We start from the raw sequence: 22,315 nt of genomic DNA, 5'->3' as shown, positions 1-22,315 counted from the left end.
CGCCGCCCGGATGGGGCGTGCTTGGTGAAGTCGGTGTGATCCAGTGTCAGCCGACAGCGTGGAGTTCGTTGAGTCGATGAATGCCGGCAGTGCCGGTAAAGCCATCCCAATGGTCGCCGCGACCTTCGCGCCAGCCGTTTATCCAGGCTTGGCGAGTGGTGGGATGGGTGAAGGGACAGAGATCGCGGGATTTGCCATGAATGCCGTGCTGATAACCGCGCAGAAATGCTCGTTCCATCGGATCACGCTTAAGTCTTCTCATAGGGTGTAGCCCTCATTTGTTGACTGTTATGTCCATTGGCCCCAAGTCGGGAACCCGGCAGAGAATGCTCTGCCACTGAAGAACGGTTGCCGGCGTGACCGTCCTCCATCCGCTACCGTTGCGGCGGCGGATAACTGAGTTCTAACCGTTGCTCCGGGGCATTGGAATGATCGTTTTGTCATAAGGACGTAACGAGAATGGGTTCCGGACCATAAGCTGTAAGAGCCTGTCACGCGTGCGAGCAGGCTCAGCCCCGATGGGATGGGGCCTTGAGAAACCCATGATGTCGCGGTGCTATGGGCCCGCGCGGATGAGAATGGGAATTTTCCTATCCGACGAAGGGCCGTTCTGCGACCTTTAGTCACATATTTATGACCGCACGGAGATGAATCCGTGCCGCTGATCAGCCGCAAGGCACTGGAACTACCATGTCGGATGTTTTCGAACTCTTCCTCACCTGCCCGAAAAGCCTGGAGGGCCTGTTGCTGGAAGAGGCCACCTCGCTGGGCCTCGCCGAGGCGCGCGAGCAGGTGGCCGCCATCCGTGGCCAGGGCGACCTGGAAACCGCCTACCGCCTGTGCCTCTGGTCGCGCCTGGCCAACCGCGTGCTGCTGGTGCTCAAGCGCTTCCCGGTGCAGAACGCCGAAGACCTCTACCACGGCGTGCTCGACGTCGACTGGCACGACCACCTGTCGCCCACCGGCAGCCTGGCGGTGGAGTTCAGCGGCCATGGTTCGGGCATCGACAACACCCACTTCGGTGCCCTCAAGGTCAAGGACGCCATCGTCGACAAGCTGCGCACCGCCAGTGGCGAGCGCCCGTCCATCGACAAGGTCAGCCCGGACCTGCGCATCCACCTGCGCCTGGACAAGGGCGAGGCGATCCTCTCCCTCGACCTCGCCGGTCACAGCCTGCACCAGCGCGGCTACCGCCTGCAGCAGGGCGCCGCGCCGCTGAAGGAAAACCTTGCCGCCGCCATCCTGCTGCGTGCCGGCTGGCCGCGTATCGCCGCCGAGGGTGGCGCGCTGGCCGACCCCATGTGCGGTGTCGGCACCTTCCTGGTGGAGGCGGCGATGATGGCCGCTGATATCGCCCCCAACCTCAAGCGCGAGCGCTGGGGCTTCTCCAACTGGCAGGGCCATGTGCCGGCGATCTGGAAGAAGCTCCATGAAGAGGCCCAGGTCCGCGCCGACGCCGGCCTGGCCCGCCCGCCGCTGTGGATCCGTGGCTACGAGGCCGACCCGCGGCTGATCCAGCCTGGGCGCAATAACATCGAGCGGGCGGGGCTGTCCGACTGGGTGAAGATCTACCAGGGCGAGCTGGCCACCTTCGAGCCGCGCCCCGACCAGAATCAGAAGGGCCTGGTCATCAGCAACCCCCCGTACGGCGAGCGCCTGGGTGATGAAGCCAGCCTGCTGTACCTCTACCAGAACCTTGGCGAGCGCCTGCGCCAGTCCTGCCTGAACTGGGAAGCGGCGGTGTTCACCGGCGCGCCCGAACTGGGCAAGCGCATGGGCCTGCGCAGCCATAAGCAGTACGCCTTCTGGAACGGCGCGCTGCCGTGCAAGCTGCTGCTGATCAAGGTGCTGCCCGACCAGTTCGTCACCGGCTCGCGCCGCCAGGACGCCGCTGCCGAGCCCCAGGCCGGCGCTGCGCCCGTGGTGGAGCAGGCGCGCCTCTCCGAAGGCGGGCAGATGTTCGCCAACCGCCTGCAGAAGAACCTCAAGCAGCTGGGCAAGTGGGCCAAGCGCGAAGGCGTGCAGTGCTACCGCCTGTACGACGCCGACATGCCCGAGTACGCCCTCGCCATCGACCTCTATGGCGACTGGGTGCACGTGCAGGAATACGCCGCGCCGCGCTCCATCGACCCGGAGAAGGCCCAGGGCCGTCTGCTCGATGCCCTCGCCGCGATTCCCCAGGCACTGGGCATCGACCAGTCCCGTGTGGTGGTCAAGCGTCGTGAGCGCCAGTCCGGCACCCGTCAGTACGAACGCCAGGCGACCCAGGGCCAGTTCATGGAAGTCAGCGAGGGCGGCGTGAAGCTGCTGGTCAACCTCACCGACTACCTCGACACCGGCCTGTTCCTCGACCACCGCGCCATGCGCCTGCGCATCCAGCGCGAGGCCGCCGACAAGCGCTTCCTCAACCTGTTCTGCTACACCGCAACCGCCAGCGTGCATGCGGCCAAGGGCGGCGCCCGCAGCACCACCAGCGTCGACCTGTCGCGCACCTACCTGGACTGGGCGCGGCGCAACCTCTCCCTCAACGGTTTCTCCGACAAGCAGAAGCTGGAGCAGGGCGACGTGATGGCCTGGCTGGCCGAGGACCGCAACGAATACGAGCTGATCTTCATCGACCCGCCGACCTTCTCCAACTCCAAGCGCATGGAAGGGGTGTTCGACGTACAGCGCGACCACGTGCAGTTGCTGGACCTGGCCATGGCCCGCCTGGCGCCGGGCGGGGTGCTGTACTTCTCCAACAACTTCCGCAAGTTTCAGCTGGATGAAAGCCTCGACCAGCGCTACCAGGTGAGCGAGATCAGCGCCGAAACCATCGACCCGGATTTCGCCCGCAACCAGAAGATCCACCGCGCCTGGAAATTCACCGCGCGCTGAGCCGCGTTGCCGTCCGTCAGCCGAGGCAGGGGCGGCAGGGTTTTGTCTAGGCAAAGTGCCAGTATGTTGGCTAAGTTTGTGATCACAGGGGCCGTCCTCATCACTTAGCTCCGAGATGTAAGCATGCTGTCGCTTGCCCTGGGAAAGCCGTCCCTGCACTCACACCTGACCGGCCGCAGCCTGCTCTGGCTGGCCTGCCTGCTGGTCATCGCCGGCGGCCTCGGCCTGACCCTGCTGCTGGCCAGCCTGGTGCACGACTCCGAGCGTAACCAGCTGCGTGAGCGCTTCTCGCAGATCGCCACCGAACGCCTCAGCCGCATTCAGGAACGCCTCGGCGACCAGTTGAAGGAGCTGGACGCCCTGCAGCGCTTCTTCCTCAACTCCCAGACGGTCAGCCGCGACGAATTCCAAGGCTTCGTCGAGCCCTTGCTGGACGATACCCTGGCCTATTCCTGGGTGCCCTGGGTGGCCCGCAGCGAGCGCCCCGTCTTCGAGGCGGAGGCTCGCGCGGATGGGCTCGAGCGCTTCCGCTTCCATGACCTGGACCAGGACGGCGCCGCCCAGGTCAGCCCCGAGCGCGACCATTACCTGCCGGTGTTCTACAGCGTGTCCGGACTCGCCGGGCGCTTGCCCCTGGGGTTGGACCTGAGTTCGCAGCCCGAGCGCGCGGCCCTGCTGGACAAGGCCCGGGCCGGGCGCCAGGCCGTCGCCTCCGGTGCCCTGACGCTGATTGGTGTGCCCGGGGCCGACGCCCGGGGCATTCTCATGGCGGTGCCGGTGTTCAACCCGGGCGCGACCGAGGGGCACGCGCCACGCGGCTTCGTCCTCGGTGTGATCAGCCTGCGCCGGGAAATGGAGCAGGGCATCCCCGATGAGGTGCTCGGCAGCCTGGCCATGCGCCTGATCGACGTCACCGAGGAAGACGACCCGCAAGCGCTCTACCTGAGCAAGGCCGAGGACGATGACTCGGGCCTGCTGATCACCCGTTCCTTTGCCTTCGCCGACCGTACCTACCGCCTGGAGCTGCGCCCCAGCGAAGGCTTCGCCATGGCCAACCGCTCCTCCGCCTGGCACCTGGTGATCGCCACCGGTGGCCTGATCACCCTGCTCATGGCGGCCTACCTGATGCTGTTGATCAGCCAGCGCCAGCGCGCCCTGCGCCTGGTGGCCGAGCGCACCCGCGAACTGCGTGAGCGCGAGCTCGACCTCAAGCTCAGCGAGGAGCGCTGGGCCTTCGCCCTGGATAGCGCCGGCCACGGCGTGTGGGACTGGGAGATCGCCTCCGACACGGTGTACTACTCCCGTGCCTGGAAGGGCATGCTCGGCTACGACGTGGACGAAGTGCCCGACGAGCCCGAACTGTGCCTGCGCCTGCAACACCCCGACGATGCGCCAGCGGTGGATGCCGCCCTGCAGCGTCACCTGCGCGGCGAGACGCCCATCTACCAGAGCGAGCACCGCATGCAACGCAAGGACGGTGCCTGGGTGTGGGTGCTTGACCGCGGCAAGGTGGTGGAGTGGAACCCCGATGGTTCGCCCCAGCGGATGATCGGCACCCAGACCGATATCAGCGCCAGCAAGGCGGCGGAGCTGCAACTGGCGCTGGCCCACGGGCAACTGCGCGGGGTGCTGGACGCGGCCACCCAGGTTTCGATCATCGCCACCGACCTCGATGGTTTCGTCCTGCAATTCAACGTCGGTGCCGAACGCATGCTCGGCTACAGCGCCGACGAGATGGTCGGCAAGCGCCCGCGCATGCTGCACCTGGAGTCGGAGATCCAGGCGCGCTGCGAAGCCCTGTCGAAGCGGCTGTCGCGGCCCATCCGCGACTTCCACCACTATGTGGTCGAGGTCACCGCCGGTGATTGCTACGACGAACACGAGTGGACCTACGTGCGCAAGGACGGCGGCCACCTAACCGGCAACCTCATTCTCACCGGCGTGCGCGACCAGCATGACCAATTGGTGGGCTACCTCGGCGTGGCCATCGACGTGACCGACCGCAAGCGCGTGCAGGAGGCCCTGGAGGATCGCGACCGCTTGCTGCAGAAGCTCAGCGCGCGGGTGCCGGGTGCCATCTACCAGTACCAGCTGTACCCCGATGGCCGGCATCGCTTCCCCTATGTCAGTGCTGGGGTGAGCGACATCCTCGAGGTCGAACCCGAGCAGGTGAACGAAGACGCTTCTCAGGCCTTCACCCGCCTGCACCCGGAGGACCTGGAGCGGATCTACGCCAGCATCCTGCATTCCGCCGCCGTCATGCAGACCTGGCGCGAGGACTTCCGCGTGCTGCTGCCGCGCCAGGGCCTGCGCTGGCTGCGCGGCGAGTCGGAGCCCGAGCGCATGGCCGATGGCAGCGTGCTGTGGCACGGCTATATCTCCGATGTCACCGGGCACAAGCTGGTGGAGCAGGAGCTGCGGGCGCTGTCCATCACCGATGCCTTGACCGGCGTGTTCAACCGTCGCCATTTCCAGGAGCGCCTGGATGTGGAGATCGCCAGGGCATTGCGCAGCGAAGGCCCGTTCTCGCTGGTGATGCTGGATATCGATCACTTCAAGCTGGTGAACGACCAGCATGGCCACGAGGCGGGCGACCGGGTGCTCAAGCAACTGTGCCAGCGCATTGGCCAGCGGCTGCGACGCATCGATGTGCTGTGCCGGCTGGGCGGCGAGGAATTCATCGTGCTCTGCCCGGAGACCAATCTGGAGCAGGCGCGATCATTGGCCGAAGCGCTGTTGCAGGGCATGCGTCGGGATGAGGTGGCGGGCGTCGGTCACGTCACCGCCAGCTTCGGCTGTGCCTGCTGGCGTGACGGCGAAACCGCCGATGCACTGCTGCGGCGGGTGGATACGGCGGTCTATTCCGCCAAGCAGGGCGGTCGCGACCAGGTGCGCTGCGCCGAGTGAGACAGGGGGGCGGCGTCGCCCCCGTTATCGGCGCGGGATCAGCGGCGTGGCTGGTTGTAGAGGTCCAGCAGTACCTGATCGAGGATCGAGGAGGCGCCCCACGGCCGCTGGTCGTTGAGGATCGCCACCACCGCCCAGGTGTTGCCGTTGCTGTCGCGGCTGAAACCGGCGATGGCGCGCACCGTGTTCAGGGTGCCGGTCTTGATGTGCGCCTCGCCGGCCATGGGCGTGCGACGCAGGCGCTTGCGCATGGTGCCGTCCATCGCCACCAGCGGCAGGGACGCGATGTACTCGGCGGCGTAGGGGCTCTGCCAGGCGGCATGCAGGATGGTCGCCATCTCCCGCGCGCTGACCCGCTCCTGGCGCGACAGGCCGGAACCGTTCTCCATCACCAGGTGCGGCGCGGTGATGCCCTTCTTCGCCAGCCAGGCGCGGATCACCCGTTGCGCGGCCTTGGCATCGTCGCCGTCGGCCTCGTTGCGGAACTGCGCGCCGATGCTGAGGAACAGCTGCTGCGCCATGGTGTTGTTGCTGTACTTGTTGATGTCGCGAATGATCTCCACCAGGTCCGGGGAGAACGCCCGCGCCAGCAGCTTGGCATCCTTGGGCACGCCGGCGAGGCGGTCCTTGCCGAGGATGCTGCCGCCCAGTTCCTTCCAGATCGCCCGCACCGCGCCGGCGGCATAGCCCGGGTGGTCGAGCAGCGACAGGTAGGTCTGCGCGCTGCAGCCCTCGGGCAGGCTGCCACTGGCGATCACCGTGGTGCCGTCGAACTGGGTCACCGGGTTGTAGCGCACGTCGGGCCAGGCAGGGCAGGGCGCGGCCTTGGTCACTTTCACCTGGTTGTCGATGCGGATGCTTTCGATGGGCGGCTCGGCGGCGATGCTGGCGCGGCCGCCGTCGGCGCGGGCGATGAAGCGCAAGGCCTTGAGGTTGACCAGCAGGGAATCCGGGCCGACCAGGAAGGGCTTGTTCTCGTCGCCGCCGTCGTCATTGAAGGCCGGCAGTTGCGGGTGCACGAAGCGGCTGCGGTCGAGCACCAGGTCGCCGGTGATCTTCAGCACGCCATTGGCGCGCAGGTCACGCATCAGCAGCCAGAGCTTTTCCATGTTCAGCTTCGGGTCACCGCCACCCTTGAGGTAGAGGTTGCCGTGGAGCACGCCGTCCTTGACGGTGCCATCGGTGAAGAACTCGGTCTTCCACTGGTAGGTGGGGCCGAGCAGCTCGAGGGCAGCGTAGGTGGTGATCAGCTTCATGGTGGAAGCCGGGTTCACCGACACATCGGCGTTGAAGATGGTCTGCGCGCCGGGGCCGGTCAGGGGCAGGGTCACCAGCGACAGGGAGTTCTGCGGGATCTTGTTCTTCTTCAGCGCCTGCTGGACCTTGGCCGGGACGTTGGCGTTGACCTGAACGGCGAAGGCCGGTTGGGCGAAGGGGAGAATGAGGCCGGTGAGGGCGAGGATACGAATGGACTTGAACATCAACGAATGCCCTCCGCACGAGGGCGAGTAACGCAAATCTGCATGGCAGGTTCCCACGACGTGTTCGGGAAATTGCGCGCATTATGCCGCAAGCGTTTCCTGGGCGCTCGTGCCGCTGACCGCTCGCACGCTCTGCGGCGGGCTTCGTTGTGCCGTTCCGCCACGCGGGCGGGCAAGCCGGCGGGGAAACTGCTAGAGTGCCGCGCTTGAACATATGAAGAGGATTGCCTGATGGCTACTAACCGTTCCCGCCGCCTGCGAAAAAAGCTTTGCGTCGATGAATTCCAGGAGCTGGGTTGCGAGCTGAGCCTGACCTACAAGGACGGGCTGGCCGAAGCGGAGCTGGAAAGCTTCCTCGATCAGTTCATCGACGATGCCATCCAGGGCAATGGCCTGGGCTACGTCGGTGGCGATGACTACGGTTTCGTCTGCCTGTCCAAGCGCGGCTCGGTCAACGAAGAGCAGCGCAGCAAGCTGGAAGCCTGGCTCAAGGGCCGCAGCGAGCTGGCCAGCTTCACCCTGAGCCCGCTGGTGGATGTCTGGTACCCGGAAAACCCGATCAACCAGTGATCCCGGCGGTAATGAAAAGGGGCGCACCATGCGCCCCTTTTTCATGCCTGCGATTTGTCTCCCGGTGATGCGAGATACCGTGGGTTACCCGGCCAGTCCCGCCCGCTCGAGGATCGATCCTTCGTCCACCGCATCGATCTGCTCCGGCCGCAGGAAGCGCTCGGCGTAGTCGCGGTATACGCCGGAGCGGATGAACAGGCCGAACAGCTCCGGGTCGATGTGCGCGCCCTTGCACATGCCGACCATGATCCCCAGCGCCTCGGACAGCGTCTTGCCCTTCTTGTAGGGGCGATCCACCGCGGTGAGTGCCTCGAAGATGTCGGCGATGGCCATCATCCGTGCGGGCAGGCTCATCTGCTCGCGGGAGAGGCGTTTCGGGTAGCCGCTGCCGTCCATCTTCTCGTGGTGCCCGCCGGCGATTTCCGCCACATCCTTCAGGTGCGGCGGGAAGGGCAGGCGGTTGAGCATGAGGATGGTCTGCACGATGTGGTGGTTGATGATGTAGCGCTCCTCGGCCGTCAGCGTGCCGCGGGCGATGGAGAGGTTGTGCAACTCGCCGCGGTTGAACTTGTGGGTCGGTACCTCGAGCTTGAACCCCCAGGGGTTGTCGGCCGTCATGCGCTCGCCTTCCGGGCGCTCCAGCAGGTGCTCGGCGCGGTCGGCCAGCAGGGGTTCTTCTGCCGGTAGCGGGCGGGGCGGGGTGCGGGCCATGCGTTGCGCCTCTTCCCAGGACACGCCGAGGCGGTCGTCCAGGGTGCGGCTCCAGGTGCGCGAGGCGATGCGTTGCAGGCGCTGCTGGTCTTCCTCGGCCATGAACTCGCCACCCAGGTTGCTGCGGGCGATGAAGGCGAACTCCTCGTCCAGGGCTGCCAGCAGCTCGTCGCGCAGCTGTGCCTGCCCGGGCTCGTCGGCGCCCTGGGCGACGGCCTGCCAGTAGCGGATCCAGGCATCGCGCTTGAGCACCTCGAAACGCATGCGCACTTCGTGGATGCGGTCGTAGAGGGTTTCCAGCTTGGTGGCTTTGTCCACCACGTACTCGGGTGTGGTGACCTTGCCGCAATCGTGCAGCCAGGCGGCGATGTGCAGGGCTTCCCAGTCTTCGTCGCTGGGGTTGTAGGCGTGGAACGGCGGCTCGTCGCTGGCGGCCGCGGCGCGGGCCAGGGCCAGGGTGATTTCCGGCACGCGCTGGCAGTGGCCACCGGTGTAGGGGCTCTTGGCGTCGATGGCGCCGGCGATGAGCTGGATGAAGGCGTCGAGCAGCTGCTTCTGTTTCTCCAACAGGCGCTGGCTTTCGATGCACAGCGCGGCGACACCGGAAATCGCCTCGACGAAGGCGATGCGCTCGGGCTTGAGCATGGCCAGTTCAGTGCCGTCGCCGGTGTCGCGGTGCAGCAGTACCAGCACCCCGACCGTGTCGCCCTGGCGGTTGTGCAGGCCGGTGCTGACCAGGTGCACGCGGGGGCTTTCCAGGCTTTGCAGCACCTGGCGGAAGCCGTCGGCCTGGTCGTAGCCGAAGGTGCGCAGCTGGCTCGGGCCGCCGCTGGCCGGCAGGCGCAGCCAGTCGGGCAGGTCGTCGTCGTTGAGGGCATGGCTGCGCAGGCCGTGGTTTTCGAGGTCGTGCTCGCCCTTCTTGCCGAGGAACAGGCCGTTGGGTTCCAGGCGCCCGCTGGCGCCGTCCAGCAGGTAGATGAAGCCGCCCGAGGCTTCGCTGATGGTCACCGTTTCTTCCAGTACGCGGCGCAGCAGGGCATCGAAGCGGTTCTCGGCGGAGAGGCTGGCGGTGATCTCCAGGAAGCTGGCCAGGGTGTCCTTCATCCGTGCCATGGCCACGGCCAACTGGTCCACTTCCAGCACTGGCGAGCGGCCCATGGCCGGTGCTTCGAAATTGAAGCTGCGGATCGCCTCGGCCTCGGCCACCAGGGCCTTCAGCGGCTTGACCAGGACCCGCGACAACAGCCAGCCGATGGGGATGCACAACAGCAGGATGCACAGGGTGAGCACGGCACCTTGCCAGCGGATGCGGTAGGCGTCCGCCAGCAGTTCGTCCTCGGGCGCCAGCAGGGCCAGGTAAAGCCCGTCCGGGCCGCCGGATTGCAGGTGGTTCTGCGACACCACCCAGCGCCGCTTGGCCAGCTCCAGGGTCGAGCGCTGGTCACCGGAGAGGCCGAGGTCGAGCAGCGCGGCGATGGCCGGGTCGAGATCACGTGCGCGGGCCAGCTGGGGCTTGTCGTCGACCCGTACGATGAGCCGGGAACTGTCCGGATAGGCCACGACACTGCCGTCGGGCGCGAACAGCAGCACCTGGGTGGAGGGGGTGACCCGGTGCTGCGCCAGGGTGGCGGAGAGGTCGTTGAGGGTCAGGTCGGCGGCGATCACCGCGTCGCTGCCGGCCGGCAGGGCCAGGGTGGTGCCCACCGCGCCGGTGGAGAAGAACACGTAGGGCTGGGTGGTGATGTGCCGGCCCTGTTCCAGGGCGCGTGAATACCAGGGGCGGTTGCGCGGGTCGTAGCGTTCGTTGAGTTCCTGGCGCCGGCTGATCAGCTTGAGTTCTTCATCGAAATACAGCGACTCGGAGCGGGCGCGGGCGAGGTTGTCGCGCTCGATGCTCCAGACCTGGTAGGCGGCGCCCGCCGGAGCGTCGAAGCGCTGCTTGAGCTCCGGGGTGCGCAACGGCCGGACCATGAAGAAGTCGCCGTCGTCGAAGCCCAGGTAAAGGGAGGCGAGCTTGGGGTTGTCGCGCAGCGCCTGGGCGAAGCTGCGCAGGAGTTTTTCCTGGCGGCGGTAGCCGTCGTCGAGTTGGGTGCCGGGGTCGAGGGCGAGCAGGTTGAGCAGGTGATAGATGGGCTGGTAGGTGTGCTCCAGGTCGATCGCCACGTCCTGGCTGATGCGTTCGAACAGCGTGTCGCTGCTGGACAGGATGATCTGGCTCGTCTGTCGGTAATTGAAGACGCCGAGCACGACGCCGGTCAGCAGCAGCAGGAGCGTGAACAGCAGGCTGATATGCACATGCAGAGGAAAACGACGTTCGACCGGCTTGTACGGCATTGCCCGAACTCCTTGAATCCCTGTCTTGGAAAAGACCCGGATGGAGCATAGATGAGCACCTGTGCAACTGCGTGCCCGGGGCGAGAAATAACGCGGCTCCGCCCTGCCGTTCTGATTGCCTGGGTTGAAGACGATGCGAGGCGAGGAATCGCCTTGATCCCACGATGGGCGTCGGGCGTTGTGCGAAGGCTCCGAAGAGCGGGCCGCCGGCAGGCGCTGATCCACTCCGACGGGCGCTCTTCGGGCTGGTTCCCTGTCGTTTTCGTGAGGCCGGCGTAGGCGTAGTCCCAAGATCTTGAAAGCCCTGTCCTGAAGCTTCAGCAGTGGCCCCGAGGGCGCTCGACAGGCTTGATGGCGCCTCTATCTTGGCAGTTTCGTATCACTGCAGATGGAGACGCAAAGGTGAGCAAACTCGTAGACGTGGACTCATTCCTTCGCACGGGCGCCCAATCCCCGGGCAAGGTCCTGATCGTGGACGACCATCCCGTCATTCGCCTGGCCGTTCGCTTGCTGCTGACGCGTGAGGGCTACCAGGTGATCGGCGAGACCGACAACGGCGTCGATGCCATTGCCCTGTCCCGTGAGCACCTCCCCGACCTGGTGATCCTCGACATCGGCATTCCCAAGCTCGGCGGGCTCGATGTGATCGCCCGCATCAGCTCCCTCGACCTGCCGTTGCGGGTGCTGGTGCTGACCGGGCAGAACCCCAGCCATTACGCATCCCGTTGCATGCAGGCGGGGGCTGCGGGCTTCGTCTGCAAGGGCGGGGACCTGGGCGAGCTGACCGCCTCGGTGCGTGCCGTGCTGTCGGGCTACAGCTACTTCCCCAGCGAGGTGATACGCAGTGGCAAGCGCCAGGTCGGGGTGCCCAGTGACACCGAGCTGATCGAGCGCCTTTCGGACCGCGAGCTGGTGGTGATGAAGTACCTGGCCAATGGATTGACCAACAAGCAGATCGCCGACGAGATGTTCATCAGCAACAAGACGGTGAGCACCTACAAGTCGCGGTTGCTGCTCAAGCTCAACGCGCGCTCGCTGATCGAACTGGTGGAGTTCGCCAACCGCAACGACCTGGTGTGAGTCGCTCGATGGCAGCGCATCCGCAGCGGTGCGCTGCCATCGATCCTTCCTTTGCTGTCCCTTCTCCTGCCCCTTCCTGGCCAGTGCCCGCTTCCGAGGGCGCACGCTGGCGTCTGCCCGATGCAGCCTCGGGGGCTATTCCGCAGTGGGCTGCGGCGCGTGGGGCGCGGTGTCGGCGGGAGCCTGCTCTGCGACCTTGCGCTCGCCCCAGCGCAGGCGCGCCCGGTGGGCCGCGTAGGCCATGAGCAACGCCAGGGCGCAGCCCAGCAGGCTGTTGTAGAGGCGCACCTCGGGCAGGTGCCAGTCACGGGCGAGGCTTTCGGAAAGCAGCACGAAGCAGACGGTGGTCTGCACCACGAACAGGCCGTAGTGCTGGGCGATGAAGGCGCGGCTGAGCACGATCAGCGGCAGCATGCAGGCCACCAGCAGTGTCGGGCTCTGCAGCCAGTGGCCGAAGAGAATCAGCAGCAGCGCGCCGATGAGGGTGCCGAGGCCGCGCTGGATGCTGCGCACCAGGCTGCTGTCGAGCTCCATCTGCAGGGTGGTGACCACCGTCAGCGTCAGCCAATAGCCGCGCGGCATGCCGGTGAGGTTGGCGGCGAGGCCGGCGAGGGCGATGGCCAGGGTGCAGGCCAGGGCGTGGATCCACCACAGCCGCCTCGGCAGGCGCGCGGCATGGCGGCGCAGCACGCGGATGAAGCCGCCCATGCGCGGCAGCAGGGGCCACAGGCGCAGGCCGTGCATGCCGCGCAGGAAGAACGCCAGCAGCATCACCCACAGGCCGCCGATGGCGAACAGCGCGCCCACGGCCAGGCCGTTGTTGAGGCTGCCGCTGCCAGCCTGGCCCTGGCCGAGGCAGAGGCACACCGCCAGGCCCACGCCGAGCTTGCCCAGCTCGGTGCCATAGCGTTGCAGCAGCGCCAGGAGGAAACCCCAGAGAGCGAAGCTGGCGAGGCTGAGCAGGGGATGGCTGGCGGCCCAGAAGCCGACGCCCGCGCTGAGGGCACCGAGCAGGGTGAGCAGCAGCATGCGCAGCATGCCGAAACGGTGCATGGGGTTGGCCAGGGCGGCCTGGAAGGCACCGGTGGCGGCCCAGAGAAAACCGGTATGGGCGGTGAACAGACCGAGCATCAGCGGCAGGCCGCACCCCAGGCCCGCGATGGCGGCCGGGCCCCAGGCGGGAGGGCCGGTGTGCCAGTGCAGGCTTTGTCTGAGCGCCTTGCGCATCTGTCGTGACTCCTTGCTGCGGCCACCTCATGCAGGTGGCCTGGTAACCCTAGACGGGACTGGAGCGTCCGGTCATTTCGCGGGCCATTTCCGTGGCGTAGCTGTCGGTCATCCCGGCGATGAAATCGATCACCCGCAGGAATGAGCGGTACAGCGGCCAGCTCGGGTCCGGGGCGTTGTTGCCGAGCAGGTCGAGGATGCGCCGGTTCTTGAACGAGGGCGTGCGCCCGCCATGCTGTTCCAGCGCCGCCCCACAGAACGCGTTGAGCAGGATCTCCAGGGTGGTGTAGGCGCCGATTTCATGGAGCGTCTTGCGCTTGTCCTGGAAGATGCGCTCGCGGGCGATGGCCTTGGCACGCAGCACGCAGTGCTTGGCCGGGCCGTGCATGTGTTCCACCAGGTCGCCCTGCAGGGTGCCGCTGAGCAACGCACCCTGCTGGTCGACGAAGGCATGGGCGGCCGCGTTGGTCAGGTGTTCGATGGCCTTGCCGCGGAGGATCGCCAGCTTGCGCCGCCGCGAATCGCGCGGGCCCAGCTGGCGGTAGGTTTCCGGCAGGTCGTCGCCCACCAGGCCGAGCAGCACGGCCTCCACCTCCTCGTAGTCGAGCAGCTCCATTTCGAGGCCGTCTTCCAGGTCGATCAAGGCGTAGCAGATGTCGTCGGCCGCCTCCATCAGGTAGACCAGCGGATGGCGCGCCCAGCGCTGTTCCTCTAGTTGCGGCAGGCCGAGCTTCTGGGCGATCTGCTCCAGCAGCGGCAGCTCGCTCTGGTAGCAGCCGAACTTGTGTTTCTTGTAGCCGAGGGCTTCGGCGTGGCGCGCCGTCCAGGGGTACTTGAGATAGGTGCCGAGGGTGGCGTAGGTCAGCCGCGTACCGCCATCGAACTGGTGGTATTCCAGCTGGGTGAGCACACGAAAGCCCTGGGCATTGCCCTCGAAGCTGAGGAAGTCGGCGCGCTCGGTGTCGCTCATGGCGTCCAGCCAGCCGCGTGCGCAGGCCTGCTGGAACCAGTGGCGGATGGCGTCCTCGCCGGAGTGGCCGAACGGCGGGTTGCCGATGTCGTGGGCCAGGCAGGCCGATTGCACGATCACGCCGAGGTCGGCCGGGTCGCACCAGTCCGGCATCTCGTCACGCAGCACTTCACCCACGCGCATACCCAGGGAGCGACCGACGCAGCCGACTTCCAGGGAGTGGGTCAGGCGGGTGTGGATGTGGTCGTTGCTGGAGACCGGGTGGACCTGGGTCTTGCGCCCCAGGCGGCGGAATGCGCCGGAAAAGATGATGCGGTCATGGTCCTTGTGAAACGAACTGCGGCCCAGTTCCTCGGTGCTGTGCACCGGTTTGCCGAGCCGTTCACGGGTGAGCAGTGTCTGCCAGTCCAACGCCAGTCCTCGCCTTCAGTGGCTGAAGGGGGCTAGCTTCCGGATTAACGCGGGGCACCGCAAGGGGACCAAGGGCGAATGCGCGAGTTCCCGCAGGCGCCGTCCGTCAGAGCCCGGCAGCGTCGATGTCCACCAGCAGCAGGCGGTCGCCGTTGTCGATGAACTGGCCGGCGGTCAGGCAGTACTGGTTGGTGGTGGCATCGCGGTAGGTGCTGGAGAGGGTCAGCCGGCGTTCTTCCCAGCCCTCAGCGAGCAGGTGATAGAAGTACGGCCGCCAGGACCAGTTGTGGCCCTGGTAGCGGGCGTCTTCACGCCATTGCTGGCCGTGCCATTCCAGGTTCGGGGTGAGCTGGGTGCCATTGCGGTCGCATTGGTAGATGCGCAGCAGCCAGGGGTAAAGCTCGGGGGAGGGCAGGGCCTCGAGCCGTGCGTTGCCTTCGGCCCAGCTGCGCAGCTGGTTCATCAGCTGGGTCAGTTGCTGGCGCATGGTCATCAGTCGCGCGCGTTCGGCCAGCTTGCGCTGCACGTACTGGTCACGCAGCTGGGCGAAGCGTTCGACGAAGGCGTCGGCAGAGAAGAATTCCAGCTCCGGCTTGGCGAACAGGTAGCCCTGCACGTAGCGGGCGCCGCACTCCAGGGCGAAGTCCAGTTCGGCCTCGGTTTCCACGCCCTCGGCGATGATCCAGCAACCGGTCTTCTCGGCCATCTGCGCCAGGGCCTTGACCACCTCGCCGCTGGGGCCGCCCCGGGCAGCGGCCTGGAACAGCTGCATGTCGAGCTTGAGGATGTCCGGTTGCAGGGCCAGCACCCGGTCGAGCTGGGAGTAGCCGGCACCGAAGTCATCGATGGCGATGCGTGCGCCGGCCTGGCGGTAGCGAGCGACCACGTCCGGCAGGCGCTGGCTGGCGCCGCCCAGTTCGGTGATCTCGAAGACGATGCGCTCGGGTGCCACGCCGTTGCGTTCCAGCTGCTTGAGGCTGGGCAGGGCCTGGCCCGGGCGCAGGCGGCTGATCCAGCGGGGCGAGATATTGATACTGAGGAACCAGTCCGCCGGTGCCTCGTGCAAGCGCTTGAGGGCGTCCTCGCGGATTTCCCGATCGAGGCGGCGCAGGGCCGCAGGCGGCACCTTGGAGTCGGCGAACAGCGGGCCGACCGAGAGGAGCCGGCCGTCATCCTGGCGCAGGCGTCCCAGGGCTTCGACCCCGGCGATGCGTCCTGTCGCGGTGTCGATGAACGGCTGGAAGCAGGCAAGCGGTTGCCCGTCTATCACGGTGACTCCTTAGGGCTGGCCCGAAATGCACGCGCTCGCCGAGACGACGCGAAGGGAGCCGGTTTCTACCGGCTCCCTTGCATAGCAAGAATGTGGCCAGCTTGTCGGACGATCAGACCTTGGGAGGGGAGGGCGGCTTCGCGGAGGGGCGGCGCAAGGCGGCGCCCAGCAAGGGCATCAGCGTGCTGCCCAGGCGGATCAGTCGAATCAGATTGCCACTACGGGCGGCGAAGAAGCCCAGTGCGGCGACCCCGGCAATGCCCCAAAGCGGTGCGTGGGGCATGCCGCCCAGTTGCTGCTGCCAACTGCTGGCGATGCCCTTGGCGCGGCGCAGGGGCTGGGTGAGGACCAGGGTTTCGTGGCGGATCTCCTGGCGGTGCATCTCCAGGCGCAGGCGCACCAGCGCCTTGCGCAGTTCGCGGCGGGAGGTGGTGCGGTGCGTTTCGGGCAGGCTCATGGCATCAGGCGCTCGCGGTCCTGGGCCAGCTCTTCGAGCGTGGCGGAGAAGGGGGAGGACTCATCGTCCACGGCCTGTTTCAGGCGCCAGGCGCAGTAGCCGGTGAGCAGGAAATAGAAGACGCACAGGCCGCTGACGGTTTCGATCCGTGCAGTGTCCCAGAACAGCACCAGCAGCAGGACCGACAGCGCCACCAGCAGGAGCAGGGCGAAGATCAGCGACAGGCCGGCGAACAGCAGCAGGCGCAGGGTGTTGGCCTTCTGCTCCTGCAGTTCGATGCCGAACAGCTCGACATGGCTGTGCAACAGGCCGAGGAAGGCGGCGCCCAGGCGCCGCGGCGAGGGGCCTTGGCCCGTACCCTGTGGGCCAGATTCCATTCCCGGCTCCATGGTCAGCGGCGCGACGCGAGCAGACCGAGGAGGAAGCCGATGCCGGCGGAAAGGCCGATGGTCTGCCAGGGGTGTTCCTGCACGTAGTCCTCAGTGGCGGCGACGGCGGCCTTGCCCTTGTCGACGATCTTCTCTTCGGTCAGTTGCAGGGTCTCGCGGGCGCGCTTGAGGGATTCGTGGATCTGCAGGCGCAGCTCCTCGGCCTGGTCGCCGGCCAGGCTGGCGGTGTGTTGCAGCAGTTTCTCGGTGTCACCGACGAGGGCCTGGAATTCGGTCAGCAGGTCGTCTTGGGCGCGGCTAGCGGACTTGCGGGGCATGGCGTGAATCTCCTTGGAGGGGCTTGGTTGTTGTGAGTCCCCGCGCTTGGGTTAGGTTCCGCCGATATTTGCCCCCGGGCGCTGGTATGGCGCTTGCAACGCCCTGGTGCGCCAGCGTGCCGGAGCGCCCCGTTATCGGGCGTTCAATGAGGCTCCGACAAGGCTGTCGACTGCTGGCAAGCCAATGAAAAACAAAGAGAAAGCCTGAGAACTCAAACTGCCGTCTCCACCGCTTCGCCCCGTTATGGCCCCAGGCTCCGACCCGTTCGAGGGCGTGGTGGCTTCAGGGTGGTGCGTGTCCGGCGCGATTTGACCCGTATTGGTGCTTTTTATCTGCCGGAGCCTTCCTGCCAATGGAAAACCTCAACAGTGCCGTGCAAACCCTGATCCACGGCTCCAACACCCTGTTCATCCTGATGGGCGCCGTGATGGTGCTCGCCATGCACGCCGGCTTCGCCTTCCTCGAAGTGGGCACCGTGCGCCAGAAGAACCAGGTCAACGCGCTGTCGAAGATTCTTTCGGACTTCGCCATCTCCACCCTGGCCTATTTCTTCATCGGCTACTGGGTGGCCTACGGCGTGACCTTCCTGCAGCCGGCCAGCGAGCTGGCGGCCGACCATGGCTATGCGCTGGTGAAGTTCTTCTTCCTGCTGACCTTCGCCGCCGCCATCCCGGCGATCATCTCCGGCGGCATCGCCGAGCGCGCCAAGTTCGGCCCGCAGTTGTGCGCCACCGCGCTGATCGTGGCCTTCGTCTATCCCTTCTTCGAGGGGCTGATCTGGAACGGCAACTTCGGCCTGCAGGACTGGCTGAAGGCGAGCTTCGGCGCCAGCTTCCATGACTTCGCCGGCTCCGTGGTGGTGCACGCCGTGGGCGGCTGGCTGGCCTTTGGCGCGGTGCTGCTGCTGGGGCGTCGTGACGGCCGCTATCGTGATGGCCGCCTGGTGGCCTTCGCACCGTCGAACATCCCCTTCCTGGCGCTGGGCTCGTGGATCCTCATCGTCGGCTGGTTCGGCTTCAACGTGATGAGCGCCCAGACCCTGCAAGGCGTCAGCGGCCTGGTGGCGGTCAACTCGCTGATGGCGATGGTCGGCGGCACGGTCGCCGCGCTGCTGGTGGGCCGCAATGACCCCGGCTTCCTGCACAACGGCCCGCTGGCCGGGCTGGTGGCGATCTGTGCCGGCTCCGACCTGATGCACCCGGTGGGCGCGCTGGTGACCGGCGCCATCGCGGGCGGCCTGTTCGTCTGGGCCTTCACCGCGACCCAGGTGAAGTGGAAGGTGGACGACGTGCTGGGCGTGTGGCCGCTGCACGGCCTGTGCGGCGTGTGGGGTGGCATCGCCTGCGGCATCTTCGGCCAGGAGGCCCTCGGTGGCCTGGGTGGCGTCAGCCTGGTGAGCCAGCTGATCGGCACCGGCCTCGGCGTGCTGGTAGCGCTGGTGGGTGGCTTCCTGGTCTACGGCCTGCTGAAGAAGACCCTCGGCATCCGCCTGTCCCAGGAGCAGGAGTACTACGGCGCGGACCTGTCGATCCACAAGATCGGCGCGACCAGCCAGGATTGATCGGGCCAAGCCCGACACACTCCCATTGAACGAAGAAGCCCGCCGATTGGCGGGCTTTCTCGTTGGCGCTTGGACCACTACCAGAGCGGTACCACGTAGCTGACGATCAGGCGGTTCTCGTCGATGTCGCTGCCGAAGTTGGTGGAGCGCACGGTCGCGTTGCGCCATTTCACGCCGAGGTTCTTCAGCGGGCCGTCCTGGAAGACGTAGGCGATGTCGGTGTTGCGTTCCCATTCCTTGCCCTCGGGGCGACCGGCACCCAGGTCGACGTTGTCGCCGGACAGGTAGCGGGTCATGAAGGTCAGGCCGGGGATGCCGATGGAGGCGAAGTTGTAGTCGTAGCGCGCCTGCCAGGATTTTTCGTCCTTGGCGGCGAAGTCGCCGATCTGCACGTAGTTGACCAGGTAAGGGTCGGTGCCGTTGATGTAGGCGTAGCCGGTGTCGCCACTCATGCTCTGGTAGCCGAGGCCGAAGGCGTGGCCGCCCAGGGCATAGGTGAACATGGCGCCGAAGGCCTTGTTGTCGACGTTGCTGTTGCCTTCGTCGGTGGAGCGGGCGTAGCGGATGTCGCTCTTCAGCGATTGCTTGTCACCCAGCGGCAGGGTGTGCAGCACGGTGAAGATGTGCTGCTTGTAGAACTCGTCCAGGTTGCCGTAGTTGTAGCCGGTTGAGAGGCTGTCGTTCCACTTGTAGGTGGCGCCGGCGAAGTTGAATTCGTCGCTGGTCTGGCCGCCGCGGAAGGTGATGCCACGGGCGCCGCCGGCACCGGTGGAAGCCACGCGGCTGTTGGTGATGGTCATGTCCTCGTAGTCCGAGGAGTCGCGCTGGTTGACCTGCTTGAGCTGGCCGGCGTCGAGGGTCAGGCCGTCGATTTCCATCGAGTTGATGTGGCCGCCCTGGAAGGTCTGCGGCAGCAGGCGAGAGTCGTTGTACTGCACGGTGGGCAGCTTGGGCAGCAGGGTGCCGACCTTGAGCACGCTCTTGGAGGCGCGCAGCTTGGCGGTCAGGCCCACTTCGCCGTATTCGTCCTGGGCGCGGTTGGGCGCTTCACGGTCGCGCTTGAGCAGGCCGGTGCCGGTGCGGTCGGGGCTGGAGTCGAGCTTGATGCCGAGCGCGCCGATGGCGTCGACGCCAACGCCGATGGTGCCTTCGGTGAAGCCGGATTCGTAGCGCAGCAGGAAGCCCTGGGCCCACTCCTCGGCCTTGGACTGGGCGGCGCCGTCCTGGCGGAAGTCACGGTTGAAGTAGAAGTTGCGCAGCTCGACGCTGGCCTTGCTGTCTTTCAGGAATTCGGCCTGGGCGAGGCCGGGCAGGGTGAGGCCGGTGCTGAGCGCTGCCAGGGCGATGGCGTGCGCGAGCGAGGTCTTGCTCATTGTTATTGTCTCCTCGTTGGGGTTTCGGGGCGGTTGGGCCGCCCCGTTGCAACGAGTGGAATTAAGCATTCGGTAACAGAATCGTCATTTAGACATTGGTCGGCCTCACTGCACCCACTGCGGGTAGTAGCCGAGGCGGTCCTGCACGGCGGCGTCGTGGGCCGGCACCACGGTGAGGTTCGGCTCGGCCAGCAGCAGGTCGTGCACCCGTTGCAGTTGCGCGAGGGTGCCTTCGCGATCGTTGTCCACCATCCGCCGGCTGACCCAGAACTTCTCGTGGGGCCCGGTGAAGCCTTCCAGGCGCCAGCTGGCGTCGCCGGTGAAGAAGAAGCGCCGGCCGTCGTCGAGGGTGAGGAACAGGCCCACCGAGCCCGGCGTGTGCCCGGTGAGCGGTACCAGCACCAGGCTGCCATCGCCGAACAGGTCGAGGCTTTCGTCGAAGCCCATGTACGGCTCGGGCTGGAAGTCGAAGGGCTGCCAGAGGATCTTGTGGGCGAACTGGCTGGGCAGCACCGCCGGCGGCACGGCGATGTGGCTGAACTCGATTTCCGCCCAGGGTGCCCAGACCGGTACCTCGGGGAAGTCGGCCAGGCCCGAGGCGTGGTCCCAGTGGGCGTGGGTGAGGAGGATGCGGTCGACGCGGATGCCGTCACGGTCCAGCTGGTCCCGCGCGGGGGTGACGGTCTCGTACTTGAACAGCGGTTTGTCCCACCAGGGCATGTCGCCCTGGAACTGGGCATCCACCTGGCGGCCGAGCCCGGTGTCCAGCAGCAGGGTCGCGGCGTGGTGCTGGATAAGCACGGCGACGTGGTTGACCGCGACGGTCTGCGTCCACTGGCCGCCCTCCATGGTGAAGGCGTCGAGGGTTTCGGCGTGGGAGGTCTTCACCAGGGCGAAGCGCAGGCCCTGGGCGCTGGCGAAGGGGCTGGCGGCCAGCAGCAGGCTGGCGAGGAGGAGGGGGAGCAGGCGCATGTGCGGCTTCCTTGCGATGGCGGAGAGGTTCAGAGGTGCGGCAGGTCGACGTAGCCGGGCAGGGCGCGGATGCGATCGCACCATTGGCGGATGTGTGGGTAGGGGGTGAGGTCGAGCCCGCCTTCCCCGGCCATCGCCAGGTAGGGGTAGTTGGCGACATCGGCGACGCTGGGCGCCTCGCCTTCGGCCAGCCAGTGGTGCCGGCCCAGTTGCAGCTCCACCATCGCCAGCACCTGGCGTGCCTTGGCCTGGGTGGCGTCGAGGTCGCCGGGCCGGCCGAACAGCTTCATCACCCGCGCGGCGGCCGGGCCGTGGTGCAACTCATTGGCGGCGTAGCTCAGCCAGCTGGCGATGCGACCCTGCTGCAGGGCGTCGTCTGGCAGCCACTGCGGCGCATAACGGCGCGCCAGGTAGACGAGGATGGCCTGTGAGTCGGCCAGGCTGTTGCCTTGGTCCACCAGCAGCGGAACCTGGCCCCGTGGGTTGATGGCGAGGAATGCCGGTTGCTTCTGTTCGCCGGCGGGCAGGTTGACCGTGACGATCTCGGCGCGCTGGCCGATCAGGCCGAGGAACAGGCGCACCTTGTAGCAGTTGCCGGAGAGGGGGAAGTCGTGGAGCTGCATGGCGGTGATCCCTGTGGTGGTTATGCGGCTGGATATTAGACAGACAAGTCTGTATATTTCAAGCGCCAACCGTATCGCGCTGCAGGAAGGCAGCTGCGGTGCGGGTTTGAGCCGGTGCGAGCGGATGCGCATAATGCGCCGGTCAGGAGGTTCCACATGGCTTCGAGCAAACGCGATCAGTTGATCGACACCGCCATCGCGCTGTTCTACCGCGATGGTTTCCACGCCACCGGCATCGATCGCATCCTCGCCGAGTCCGGCGTGGCGAAGATGACGCTGTACAAGCACTTCAAGTCCAAGGACGAGCTGATCGAGGCGGCCCTGCGCCAGCGCCTGGAACCCAGTCGCCAGATGATGGCCTGGGCGCTGGAGAACCTGGCGCCGAAGGCGGCGATCCTTGCCGTCTTCGATGGCCTGCACCAGTTGCTGCATGGCAAGGAGTTCTTCGGTTGTGCCTTCGTCAACGCCGCCGCCGAGTTCCATGACCGCGAGCACCCGATCCACCGCGTTGCCGCCCTGCACAAGGCCAATGCCCAGCTGCATTTCCGCAGCGCCCTCGAGCGCCTGGGTGTCGCCGAGCCCGAGCGCCTGGCACGGCAGCTGCAATACCTGATGGAGGGGGCGATCACCATGGCCCATGTGCAGGGCCCGGCAGACCAGGCGCAGGAGGCCAAGGCCGCTGCTGCGGTGCTGTTGAGCGCGGCAGGTGTCGCCACGTCGGACGCGACGAACGTCTGACGTCAATATCGGTCACTGCCGTCCATCGGCTGCGAACGGATTCGTT

General features: G+C 66.6%; 18 protein-coding genes. 6 read left to right on the top strand and 12 right to left on the bottom strand.

Translation table 11 applies throughout. The features are described from left to right. Nucleotides 1-46: 46 nt before the first annotated feature. Entirely contained in the window at nt 47-262 is a 216-nt protein-coding gene (rmf, locus tag OEJ36_RS21885; protein ID WP_081672218.1) for a ribosome modulation factor, read from the bottom strand. A gap of 428 nt (nt 263-690) precedes the next feature. Here rmf and rlmKL point away from each other — a divergent pair, with 428 nt between their 5' ends. After that, nucleotides 691-2,877 (top strand): bifunctional 23S rRNA (guanine(2069)-N(7))-methyltransferase RlmK/23S rRNA (guanine(2445)-N(2))-methyltransferase RlmL, encoded by a 2,187-nt coding sequence (gene rlmKL, locus OEJ36_RS21880; protein WP_263403338.1) that lies wholly within the window; start codon nt 691-693, stop codon nt 2,875-2,877. A 123-nt stretch (nt 2,878-3,000) separates the two neighbouring features. After that, nucleotides 3,001-5,784 (top strand): diguanylate cyclase, encoded by a 2,784-nt coding sequence (locus OEJ36_RS21875; RefSeq protein ID WP_263403337.1) that lies wholly within the window; start codon nt 3,001-3,003, stop codon nt 5,782-5,784. A 38-nt stretch (nt 5,785-5,822) separates the two neighbouring features. Here the strand turns inward: OEJ36_RS21875 and dacB are convergent, their stop codons facing one another. Continuing rightward, on the bottom strand, nt 5,823-7,265 hold the full coding sequence (gene dacB / locus OEJ36_RS21870) for a D-alanyl-D-alanine carboxypeptidase/D-alanyl-D-alanine-endopeptidase (RefSeq protein WP_263403336.1): 1,443 nt from the start codon (nt 7,263-7,265) through the stop codon (nt 5,823-5,825). Nucleotides 7,266-7,496: 231 nt separating this feature from the next. Here dacB and OEJ36_RS21865 point away from each other — a divergent pair, with 231 nt between their 5' ends. Then, complete coding sequence (locus OEJ36_RS21865; protein ID WP_021219580.1) at nt 7,497-7,835, top strand: 50S ribosome-binding protein YggL; 339 nt, start codon at nt 7,497-7,499, stop codon at nt 7,833-7,835. Between the two features lie 84 nt (nt 7,836-7,919). Here OEJ36_RS21865 and OEJ36_RS21860 read toward each other — a convergent pair whose 3' ends face one another. Continuing rightward, nucleotides 7,920-10,880, bottom strand: a complete 2,961-nt coding sequence (locus OEJ36_RS21860; protein WP_263403335.1) for an HD domain-containing phosphohydrolase — start codon at nt 10,878-10,880, stop codon at nt 7,920-7,922. A 402-nt stretch (nt 10,881-11,282) separates the two neighbouring features. Here OEJ36_RS21860 and OEJ36_RS21855 point away from each other — a divergent pair, with 402 nt between their 5' ends. Then, nucleotides 11,283-11,960 (top strand): response regulator transcription factor, encoded by a 678-nt coding sequence (locus OEJ36_RS21855; protein ID WP_263403334.1) that lies wholly within the window; start codon nt 11,283-11,285, stop codon nt 11,958-11,960. A 135-nt stretch (nt 11,961-12,095) separates the two neighbouring features. On the opposite strand, the gene OEJ36_RS21850 is transcribed toward OEJ36_RS21855, so the two are convergent. The 6 genes from OEJ36_RS21850 to OEJ36_RS21825 all read right to left on the bottom strand — a co-directional run bounded on the left by OEJ36_RS21850 (nt 12,096) and on the right by OEJ36_RS21825 (nt 17,001). Continuing rightward, entirely contained in the window at nt 12,096-13,187 is a 1,092-nt protein-coding gene (locus OEJ36_RS21850; protein WP_263403333.1) for an FUSC family protein, read from the bottom strand. 49 nt (nt 13,188-13,236) lie between these two features. After that, nucleotides 13,237-14,568: a deoxyguanosinetriphosphate triphosphohydrolase gene (locus OEJ36_RS21845; protein WP_263403332.1), complete on the bottom strand. Its 1,332-nt coding sequence runs from the start codon at nt 14,566-14,568 to the stop codon at nt 13,237-13,239. 106 nt (nt 14,569-14,674) lie between these two features. Then, a complete protein-coding gene (locus OEJ36_RS21840) occupies nt 14,675-15,838 on the bottom strand; it encodes an EAL domain-containing protein (protein WP_263403331.1) in 1,164 nt (387 codons plus the stop codon). Between the two features lie 112 nt (nt 15,839-15,950). After that, nucleotides 15,951-16,295 (bottom strand): hypothetical protein, encoded by a 345-nt coding sequence (locus tag OEJ36_RS21835; protein ID WP_263403330.1) that lies wholly within the window; start codon nt 16,293-16,295, stop codon nt 15,951-15,953. Continuing rightward, the gene (locus OEJ36_RS21830; RefSeq protein WP_263403329.1) at nt 16,292-16,684 is read right to left on the bottom strand and encodes a phage holin family protein; all 393 of its coding nucleotides are present in this window, start codon (nt 16,682-16,684) and stop codon (nt 16,292-16,294) included. The genes OEJ36_RS21835 and OEJ36_RS21830 overlap by 4 nt, the downstream gene beginning before the upstream one ends. 2 nt (nt 16,685-16,686) lie before the next feature. Beyond that, nucleotides 16,687-17,001 carry a YqjD family protein gene (locus OEJ36_RS21825; protein ID WP_021219572.1) on the bottom strand — a complete coding sequence of 105 codons (315 nt, stop codon included), beginning with the start codon at nt 16,999-17,001 and terminating at the stop codon, nt 16,687-16,689. A 353-nt stretch (nt 17,002-17,354) separates the two neighbouring features. Between OEJ36_RS21825 and OEJ36_RS21820 the strand changes: the two genes are divergently transcribed. Beyond that, nucleotides 17,355-18,563 carry an ammonium transporter gene (locus OEJ36_RS21820; protein ID WP_184489207.1) on the top strand — a complete coding sequence of 403 codons (1,209 nt, stop codon included), beginning with the start codon at nt 17,355-17,357 and terminating at the stop codon, nt 18,561-18,563. A gap of 77 nt (nt 18,564-18,640) precedes the next feature. Here the strand turns inward: OEJ36_RS21820 and OEJ36_RS21815 are convergent, their stop codons facing one another. The 3 genes from OEJ36_RS21815 to OEJ36_RS21805 form a co-directional block, all read right to left on the bottom strand. Next, on the bottom strand, nt 18,641-19,936 hold the full coding sequence (locus OEJ36_RS21815; RefSeq protein ID WP_184489208.1) for an OprD family porin: 1,296 nt from the start codon (nt 19,934-19,936) through the stop codon (nt 18,641-18,643). Nucleotides 19,937-20,041: 105 nt separating this feature from the next. Continuing rightward, nucleotides 20,042-20,908: an MBL fold metallo-hydrolase gene (locus OEJ36_RS21810; RefSeq protein ID WP_263403328.1), complete on the bottom strand. Its 867-nt coding sequence runs from the start codon at nt 20,906-20,908 to the stop codon at nt 20,042-20,044. 29 nt (nt 20,909-20,937) lie between these two features. Next, nucleotides 20,938-21,531, bottom strand: a complete 594-nt coding sequence (locus tag OEJ36_RS21805; RefSeq protein ID WP_263403327.1) for a glutathione S-transferase family protein — start codon at nt 21,529-21,531, stop codon at nt 20,938-20,940. Nucleotides 21,532-21,687: 156 nt separating this feature from the next. Here OEJ36_RS21805 and OEJ36_RS21800 point away from each other — a divergent pair, with 156 nt between their 5' ends. After that, a complete protein-coding gene (locus tag OEJ36_RS21800; protein WP_263403326.1) occupies nt 21,688-22,269 on the top strand; it encodes a TetR/AcrR family transcriptional regulator in 582 nt (193 codons plus the stop codon). The last annotated feature ends 46 nt before the right edge of the window (nt 22,270-22,315 follow it).

It is taken from the genome of Pseudomonas sp. PDM13 (assembly GCF_025685765.1).
Classification (GTDB): Bacteria; Pseudomonadota; Gammaproteobacteria; order Pseudomonadales; family Pseudomonadaceae; genus Metapseudomonas; species Metapseudomonas solani.
The sequence above is the reverse complement of the archived record's forward strand: the minus strand, read 5'-3'. Positions and strand labels throughout refer to the sequence as shown.

Bases quoted from the DNA above. Each gene is read 5' to 3' on its own strand.
- rmf (WP_081672218.1), bottom strand. From the start codon at position 262: ATGAGAAGACTTAAGCGTGATCCGATGGAACGAGCATTTCTGCGCGGT.
- rlmKL (WP_263403338.1), top strand. From the start codon at position 691: ATGTCGGATGTTTTCGAACTCTTCCTCACCTGCCCGAAAAGCCTGGAG.
- OEJ36_RS21875 (WP_263403337.1), top strand. From the start codon at position 3,001: ATGCTGTCGCTTGCCCTGGGAAAGCCGTCCCTGCACTCACACCTGACC.
- dacB (WP_263403336.1), bottom strand. From the start codon at position 7,265: ATGTTCAAGTCCATTCGTATCCTCGCCCTCACCGGCCTCATTCTCCCC.
- OEJ36_RS21865 (WP_021219580.1), top strand. From the start codon at position 7,497: ATGGCTACTAACCGTTCCCGCCGCCTGCGAAAAAAGCTTTGCGTCGAT.
- OEJ36_RS21860 (WP_263403335.1), bottom strand. From the start codon at position 10,880: ATGCCGTACAAGCCGGTCGAACGTCGTTTTCCTCTGCATGTGCATATC.
- OEJ36_RS21850 (WP_263403333.1), bottom strand. From the start codon at position 13,187: ATGCGCAAGGCGCTCAGACAAAGCCTGCACTGGCACACCGGCCCTCCC.
- OEJ36_RS21835 (WP_263403330.1), bottom strand. From the start codon at position 16,295: ATGAGCCTGCCCGAAACGCACCGCACCACCTCCCGCCGCGAACTGCGC.
- OEJ36_RS21830 (WP_263403329.1), bottom strand. From the start codon at position 16,684: ATGGAGCCGGGAATGGAATCTGGCCCACAGGGTACGGGCCAAGGCCCC.
- OEJ36_RS21825 (WP_021219572.1), bottom strand. From the start codon at position 17,001: ATGCCCCGCAAGTCCGCTAGCCGCGCCCAAGACGACCTGCTGACCGAA.
- OEJ36_RS21820 (WP_184489207.1), top strand. From the start codon at position 17,355: ATGGAAAACCTCAACAGTGCCGTGCAAACCCTGATCCACGGCTCCAAC.
- OEJ36_RS21815 (WP_184489208.1), bottom strand. From the start codon at position 19,936: ATGAGCAAGACCTCGCTCGCGCACGCCATCGCCCTGGCAGCGCTCAGC.
- OEJ36_RS21810 (WP_263403328.1), bottom strand. From the start codon at position 20,908: ATGCGCCTGCTCCCCCTCCTCCTCGCCAGCCTGCTGCTGGCCGCCAGC.
- OEJ36_RS21805 (WP_263403327.1), bottom strand. From the start codon at position 21,531: ATGCAGCTCCACGACTTCCCCCTCTCCGGCAACTGCTACAAGGTGCGC.
- OEJ36_RS21800 (WP_263403326.1), top strand. From the start codon at position 21,688: ATGGCTTCGAGCAAACGCGATCAGTTGATCGACACCGCCATCGCGCTG.